The 2,808-nt window shown below is 57.1% G+C and carries 3 protein-coding genes; all 3 read right to left on the bottom strand.

Annotated elements, in window-relative coordinates; all coding sequences use genetic code 11:
* Window positions 1–126 precede the first annotated feature (126 nt).
* Window positions 127–1,146 carry a protease modulator HflC gene (gene hflC / locus AC2FLP_RS21985; RefSeq protein ID WP_496686529.1) on the bottom strand — a complete coding sequence of 340 codons (1,020 nt, stop codon included), beginning with the start codon at window positions 1,144–1,146 and terminating at the stop codon, window positions 127–129.
* Window positions 1,143–2,210 carry an FtsH protease activity modulator HflK gene (hflK, locus tag AC2FLP_RS21980; RefSeq protein ID WP_496686527.1) on the bottom strand — a complete coding sequence of 356 codons (1,068 nt, stop codon included), beginning with the start codon at window positions 2,208–2,210 and terminating at the stop codon, window positions 1,143–1,145. The genes hflC and hflK overlap by 4 nt, the downstream gene beginning before the upstream one ends.
* Window positions 2,211–2,285: 75 nt before the next feature.
* Window positions 2,286–2,808: hypothetical protein (locus tag AC2FLP_RS21975; RefSeq protein WP_496686524.1), on the bottom strand; the 523-nt coding region annotated here is incomplete at its 5' end.

Here is a 2,808-nt window from a genome sequence, read left to right as displayed (position 1 = left end):
GTGGATGACGTTTGCTCCCAAACACCGCGTTTGCGGCAACGGGTGTCGGTCGCAATCTGGCGTTCGGCGCTTCGCTTTTCGTCTAAATCCACCGGTTCAACCGTCATCTCTTTGGCCTCCGATTCATCAGCGTTCGGCCGCAGCCGTCAGGCCGGGAGGGAGAGGAGACGTACTTCCAGACGGCTCTCCGACCTCCATTCCTCTCAGAAACCTGAAAAGTTCGCTGTCCGTTGTCAGGACCAGCGTCGTTCCGCCTGAAATCATGTCCTTGTAGGCCTGCATTGTCCGGGTAAACGCATAGAATTCGGCTGCTTGGGCGTCGATGTTGTAGGCTTTTGCGTAGATCGCAGCCGCCGAGGCGTCAGCCACGCCGCGGATTTCCTCGACGGCGCGATACGCTTCGGATTGTATCTTGTTCAGATCGCGAACCCGGTTGCCGCGAATTCGTGCGGCTTCGCCATTGCCTTCGGAAAGAAAACGTTCAGCGATCTGGCGACGCTCGGAGATCATGCGGTCATAGATCTTCGGACGCACACTCTCATTGTAATTGATCCGCTTGAAACGGATATCGAGAAGCTCGATCCCAAATACACGAACCTTCTCTGAGGCGGCTGCGAAAATCTCCTGTTCTACAAGTGCGCGGCCTTTCTGGATAGGAACCAGAGAACCTATGTCCTGCGCACGCTCCTCATCGGTTAGAAGCGTGTCCCGCAGCGGGATCCGGCCTTTCGTAGTCCGGATAATCTCTATCAACTCGTGTTTGGCGACGGCATTGCGGGTTTCGCTGCCGAGAATATCGTCTAGTCGGGATTGCGCGCTGCGCTCATCGCGCAGCCGCAGGAAATATTGCAACGGGTCGGTGATTTTCCAGCGGGCGAAAAGATCGACGGAAATGTAGAGCTTGTCCTTGGTGGGCATGTCGGACGGATTGCCATCCCACTCAAGAACCCGGCGGTCGATCCGGTTGACTTCCTGAACGATGGGCAGCTTTAGCTTTAAGCCGGCCGTTATAACTGGTTCTCCCACGGGTTTGCCGAATTGGGTGATAATGGCCTGTTCGACTTCGCCAACTGTGTAGAGGGAACCGGAGGCAATCACGCCAACTGCAGCCGCAATCCCTGCAATGAGACCCAGTCTGATGCTCATGACGGGTCCTCCTGAAGCCTGTCCAGGTTCAAAAGCGGCAGGATGCTCGTAGTCGATCCTTCGACAATGATTTTTGACAGGATTGTGGGCAGAACATCCTGGAGGGTTTCTATGTATATCCGCCGCCTCGTGACCTCTGGTGCCTTGACGTATTCGGCCAAAAGCGCGGTGAACCGCGCAGCGTCGCCTTCCGCCTCGTTGATGCGTTTCAGGCGATAACCGTCAGCCTCTCGAATCCGCTGATCTTTCTCGCCCTCGGCCAGCGGAATGACTTTGTTGTACTCGCGGCGCGCCTCGTTGATCAGGCGTTCCTTTTCCTGCTGTGCCTGGTTGACCTCATTGAATGACGCCTGAACAGGCCCCGGCGGGTTGATGTTCTTCAGCTGCACCTGGTCGATACTGATGCCCATGGCGTATTTCGTGGACAGAGCCTGCATCTTAAAAAGTGCCTCGCTCTCGATCTCTTGCCGGCCGATGGTGATGACCTCGTCAACCGTGCGGTCTCCAACGACCTCGCGCATCACCGACTCAGAGACGTAACGCAAAGTCGCGCTTGGCTCGCGTACCTCGAACAGAAACTTCAGGGGATCCGAGATCCGGTATTGCACCACCCATTCCACAAGCGCGGCGTTCAGATCTCCCGTGACCATTTCGGTTTCACGTCGGCCGTCTGACGGGCTTTGGAAGGGATCACTCCTGCCCGGCGTGGTGAATCCGAATTCCTGCTTCAGTTGCCGTTTCACGGGCACCAGTGTGGCAACGTCGATGCCAAACGGGAATTTGAAATGCAGGCCAGGCGAAACCTCAGCAGTGTATTTGCCAAAACGCTGGACAACGGCGACCGAGTCGCTCGGGACTGTGTAATAAGAAGACCAGGCTGCAACCGCCGCCAAGACTATCGCTCCTGCAACCAGTACCCCTCTCAGAGGCGGCCGCCCTTCAGGGAGTAATCCGCTCAGGCGGTCGCGGCCTTGACGAAGAAGATCGTCAATCTCGGGAGGATTGCTCTTCTGTTTGCTTTGCCATGGCCCACGGTCTTCCGGGCCGCCGTTCTGGTCGGGCATATCGTTTTCTCCCTTGCTCGTGCGAACCGGCACCCGGCGCAGACCCTGGCGGTCGGCGGGGTAGATCCACGTGTCTTATTCCCTCTGTGTCGGCATTCCTTCGTTCTCCGCAGCCTGTATTTGTGAGTTTTCTTGTGGCGATGTACCTGTTGTATCCGCATCCCGTGCCTCTTTGTCCGCCTGAGATGCGCGCCCGCCCGCGTAGAGATGCCGAAGCTGCATCTCGGAAACACCGTCGGCCTCCATCACCAGCCGAACCATCGGGTCTGCGAGCATCTCTTCCAGGAAAAGTTCTGCCAGATCTTTTCCGGTCAGCTTGTCCTTTGCCAGGGCGTCATCGAGGTCGGCCAGTGAAACGGTCAAGGTTCTCGCCAGGCCGGGGTGGGATGACCGAGAATGCAGTCTCACCGCTACAGATGCTTTCCAGACTTCCGGGTGCAGATGGTCGGGCGGTGAAGACAGTTCCGTTTCAATATCGTACTCTCCTGCCGGAAGCGTCTCGTCGAAGCCAGGCACACTGAAAGGCCGGGCGAAAACCGCAATTGACTTTCTGACTAGCTCGTTCATAGGAGAAGTCCTCTCATCAAAGCGACAAGCG

The organism is Ruegeria sp. CDSA141 (genome assembly GCF_059612005.1).
The sequence above is the reverse complement of the archived record's forward strand: the minus strand, read 5'-3'. Positions and strand labels throughout refer to the sequence as shown.